The following is a 4378-nucleotide window of genomic DNA, read 5'->3' as shown; positions in this document are numbered from 1 at the left end:
CCACAGGGACAGGCGAAGGAGACGCGGGCATGCCGATGCCGTCGTCAGACACGGCAAGGCAAGCCTTGCCTTCGCCTATGATGGTCAGTGACACATCGATGGTGCCGGGCTGGTCCGGTGGGAAGGCATGCTTGTAGGCATTGGTCACCAGTTCGCTGACCAGCAATCCCAGCGATATGGCGAAGTCGATCTTGAAGGCGAGGTCGCGGGGCTCGGCCGTGACATTCACTGTCACTCTACCTTGCCGGTCAGTGTTTGAGGCGGCCAAGGACTGACACAGGTTGCAGAGGTATTCTCCAACCTTGATCGTTGTCAAATCGGCTGACTGCATGAGCATCTGGTGGACCATGCCCAGGCAGTACATCCGGTATCGCAGATCCCGCAGATGTTCGGCAACAGCCGGCGTATGATGGATCTCAAGAGCGAGCAGCGTGTCCGCAAGCTGAAGGTTGTTCTTGACCCGGTGGTGGACCTCCCGCAGCAAGGTCTCCGTCTCAGCCAAGGACCATTGCAGCCGCCTCTCGGTCTCCTGATGCTCACGGACCTTCTGCCGCAAGGCCAGATTGGCCGAGCGGGCCTCGATCTCAGTCATCACAAGCTCGGCGAGATCTTGCAGGAGCCGCTGCTGCTCATTGCTGAACTCCGGGTGCGGCGAACGGTCGATCACGCATAGAGTGCCGAGCACGTGGCCATCCGGCGTCACCAGGGGTGCTCCAGCGTAGAACCGGATGTTCGGGTCCTCACTCACCAGTGGGTTGTCGGCGAAGCGGTCATCCGCTGCGGCGTCGACGACCACTAGAGGTTCCGTGTTGAGGATCGTGTAGGAACAGAACGCCACCTCCCGCCGGGTCCAGGGGACGTCGAGGCCATGACGCGACTTGAACCATTGCCGGGTTGCATCGATCAGCGTGATCAGTGAGATCGGCATGCCGAGCACGCCCGCCGCCAACCGGGCAATGCGGTCAAATGCTTGCTCCGGCGGCGTGTCGAGCAGGTCATACCGCTTTAAGGCGATCAGCCGCTGCGGCTCGTCCAGTGGCAGCGGAGGTCTGATAAAGCTTTCCGGCAAGCTGCCCAGGAGTTCGGACTGTTGATTGTCCATATCTTGATCTGTTTTCGAGGTTTCCGGTCCACGTGACGAGAAGTTGAAGTCTTTGAGCACTGGCTGTTAACATGTCAGCGGGTTCCAGCCGGCCTCCAGGGTGCTGCCGGCAAGACTGACAAGCATGACCGGCCTGCTGCTCACGGCTGTTTGCTCGGCTCATCATGGATCGAGATGCCGCGGCAGCTTTCACTGCTATCATAGAAGCGAAGAGCATCTAAAGCGGTTTGAACCGTGTGTACCTCTACAGCACAGGCCAAGTGAATTGTAGGTTCCACAACGTCCTATTCCCTCTGCCGAAAGAATCCCGCAGGACGTCGGTTTGCTCTTGGAGTGAGGGAGGGGGAAAGCTTAAAACATCCGAACCAACGAAAGTTTCCAATGATAAAGAACTTTGGTTTTCCTGGGGAGGAAACGTTGCTTTCGCACCACCGACAGGCCCCTTCAGTTGCCACCTCGCCTTGCCCGACTCTGTCTTACCGCAAACCTCATCCTTTCAATGCCTTGGAAGTCGTATTCTCAACCACGGGCGACTTGATCAGGGTTCATTGCTACGATGATCGCTGTTCCGCCCCGTGGAATGCGTGTCTGACCTCCGGCTACCTGGAGTCTGACCGGGGTGATGGGACGGCGGTCGCAATCCGTCCAGAGGAGCGAGCGTGGCTGAACAGCATCCGAACCCTCGCCTCCGAGTGGCTGATAGCGACCGAGGCGGATGACCGGTCGTGGATGGCTCGGGTGGCCACCCGCATTCAACGGTTCGATGATCGGAGTGATGGACTGATCGACCTTGTCGTTGTATGGCCGCTGGATCGGCGATGGTAGCCTGAGTGATCTGACCGACGAGAGACCCCAGTCGGGTTTCGCGGATCGCTTGTAACCCACCGTGTTAAGCCGGAGTGATCGCTCTGGTGTCAAAGGCTTGTCATGATCCGCTGGTAAATCCCGTACCGTCACAAGACAACTTCGGCCACCTGATAACGCGGCGTCCGGCTTGATCCGCATACCCTCATGAGCCACTGGCGGGAATGTCTCGAACAGGATCCGAAGACCGATCATTCTATTTTGGAGATTGTCATGAATGCCAGAAGACCCGAACCGTCGCTTGATGACCTTCTCGGTGATCCGATCATGCACAGTTTGCTTGCCCGCGATGGGTTGACGGTTGATGAGGTTCGCCGATTCCTGGACGAGATGAAGCATCGGTTGCGACCACTTCGCTGCAAGGCCGCCTGAAGTATGCCTGTCGCTCAGTGGCAGGAAACACCATCAGTCTCATGTTCCGAATAATAGATGAGGCGTTAAAGCCGTCATCAATCTGGTTGGCTGGATCGGTGCCGGCGGTTCAATCGTGTGGAATTTCGGACAAGTGACCTTTGGTAAGATGCCACAGCAATAGAGTTTCGAATTTTTACTAATTGATGCCTTGATCCCAAGCAATTATCATTCGTCTGGTCAGTTATCAAGATTGCCGACTGGAACACTCCTGGGATCAGCATCGACGTGGTGGTGGACGCATTTGAGTTCGGGTCGGTCCTTCCAATAGGTGGGCCGCAGATGGACACGAGATCCGAACGGGCGTTCTCGGCGGCCGTGCTAAGCACGGTTCGATATCCCCTGATCCTGGTTGACAGGGAAGGCAGGATTGAGGCGGCGAGTCATGCCGCCGCCAGTCTTTTCACTGTTTCGCCCGAAGCCTTACAGGGCAGAAGCATTAGCGAGGTTGCTGGACCGCATAGTCACCTTCTGCACGATGCAGTGGCGTCTGTCGTCGCCTCCGGCCGATCACATACCACCAAACTCCGGATTCATGGCCGCTGGTTCGACATCATGGTGGAGCCGGTGGCGGGGGAAACCGGCGAAGTATCCGGGGCTGTGATCCACGCCAATGAGATCCATGTCAGCCACACGAGCACCCCGCCCCTGGAGGACGGTGGAACATCGGCGAGCGGCGATCCTCTCTGGCTGATCCTCAATCAGTTGCCTCATGCTGTCTACTGGAAGGATCGGCAGTCCCGGTACCTTGGTGGCAACCGGATATTTGCTGAAGTCGTCGGCTTGAAGTCGTGCGATGTGGTTCCCGGCATCACCGACTTTGACATCATGGCTTCCTCCGACGCCGAGGCTGTCCGCCGCGAAGATGAGCAGGTGCTTCTGACCGGGGAGTGTCTGGCGACCATTGAGCAGTCGCTCAAGCTGACCGCTGGCGGAACGATCATCGAGAAACTCAAGATGCCGCTGCGGTCGGAGAGTGGCGAGATCATCGGCATCCTGTGCATCGCTCGGGACATCACCGAACAGAAACGGGCCGAGGAGCGACTTGTCGCGGATAAGCTGGCGGCCGAGCAGGCCAACCGGGCGAAAACCAGCTTCCTGGCCGCGGCGAGCCATGACCTTCGCCAGCCTGTCCAGGCCCTTGCCTTGTTTGCCAAGCTGCTGGACAACCGTGTGACTGAGCCCTCCTCCAAAAACCTCGTCCGCTTGATCCAGCAATCGGTCATGTCGTTGGGCGACCTGCTGGAGGCGGTTATCCACCTGTCGAAGCTGGATGCCGGGGTGGTTGCCCCGAACATAGGTCCGATGCCGCTGGACAATCTCCTCAGGAGGCTTTGCGAGGAATTCACCCCTCAGGCCGCCGAGAAGGGCCTGGACCTGATCGTCGTCAACACGGCCATGGAGGTGTGCAGCGATCCGCTGCTCCTGGAAAGGATTCTGCGGAATTTGATCTCCAACGCAATCCGGTACACGGAGCGGGGACGGGTGCTGATCGGATGCCGCCGCCGTGGAGCGACGGTCAGCATTGAGGTTTGGGATACCGGCATCGGCATACCGCCGGATCAGTTCGGTGAGATCTTCCGCGAGTTTCATCGGAGCCACAAGAAGACTCACACAGCCATCGAGGGTTTTGGGATCGGCCTCGCTGTCGTGGATCGCCTGACGAGCCTGCTCGGACACCACATCGCAGTGTCATCCACGCCCGGCAAGGGGACGGTGTTTCGGATCGAGGGGCTGCCGTCACGGGAGCCTCGAACCGGACCGCAGCATGGCCTCGCGGGACTCAGAAGAACGCACGGTTCGCGATCTTGACCGCCAGGAGCTTTCCTCGCGGCTCAGTTCCTGAAGGCCGCTTACCCTTGTCTGTCATCGCCATGATACGATCCCAGACATAATGTCAGCGGATCCACCGAGAAGAGTTCTAGCTCGTCAGGGACGTTGTTGGAACTTCGCCCCTGGACCAATGCTTCGATCGCGTTCAGAGCGGTCGCGAGACATCGG

3 protein-coding genes are annotated in these 4378 nt (G+C 58.7%); 2 read left to right on the top strand and 1 reads right to left on the bottom strand.

Annotated elements, in window-relative coordinates:
* Positions 1 to 1162: GAF domain-containing protein (locus AC5JJ6_RS00900; protein WP_496040231.1), on the bottom strand; the 1162-nt coding region annotated here is incomplete at its 3' end.
* Positions 1163 to 2113: 951 nt separating this feature from the next.
* On the opposite strand from AC5JJ6_RS00900, the gene AC5JJ6_RS00895 reads away from it, so the two are divergent.
* Both AC5JJ6_RS00895 and AC5JJ6_RS00890 read left to right on the top strand, forming a co-directional pair.
* Entirely contained in the window at positions 2114 to 2338 is a 225-nt protein-coding gene (locus tag AC5JJ6_RS00895; protein WP_496040230.1) for a hypothetical protein, read from the top strand.
* 321 nt (positions 2339 to 2659) lie between these two features.
* Positions 2660 to 4189: a PAS domain-containing sensor histidine kinase gene (locus AC5JJ6_RS00890; RefSeq protein WP_496040229.1), complete on the top strand. Its 1530-nt coding sequence runs from the start codon at positions 2660 to 2662 to the stop codon at positions 4187 to 4189.
* Positions 4190 to 4378 lie beyond the last annotated feature (189 nt).

The sequence above is a fragment of the Skermanella sp. genome (assembly GCF_059503625.1).
The sequence above is the reverse complement of the archived record's forward strand: the minus strand, read 5'-3'. Positions and strand labels throughout refer to the sequence as shown.